The 216-nt window shown below is 36.1% G+C and carries 1 pseudogene; it reads left to right on the plus strand.

The window, feature by feature from the left end:
* Positions 1-216: pseudogene (locus KI369_RS29295) on the plus strand (squalene--hopene cyclase); the annotation flags it as partial.

Raw genomic sequence — 216 nt, forward strand, 5'->3', positions numbered from 1 at the left:
AAAAAATATACAAAAGAAGATGCGAATATGAGGCGAGCTGAAATATTTATTAAGGATCGTGGCGGGGTAGCTCGTGCTCATTTTATGACGAAGTTTTTATTAGCGGTTCATGGAGAATATGAATATCCTTCACTCTTTCATTTGCCAACACCAATCATGTTTCTACAGAATGATTCTCCCCTCAGTATATTTAAATTGAGTAGTTCAGCACGTATT

Origin of the sequence: Bacillus sanguinis (assembly GCF_018332475.1) — a bacterium.
GTDB lineage: Bacteria > Bacillota > Bacilli > Bacillales > Bacillaceae_G > Bacillus_A > Bacillus_A sanguinis.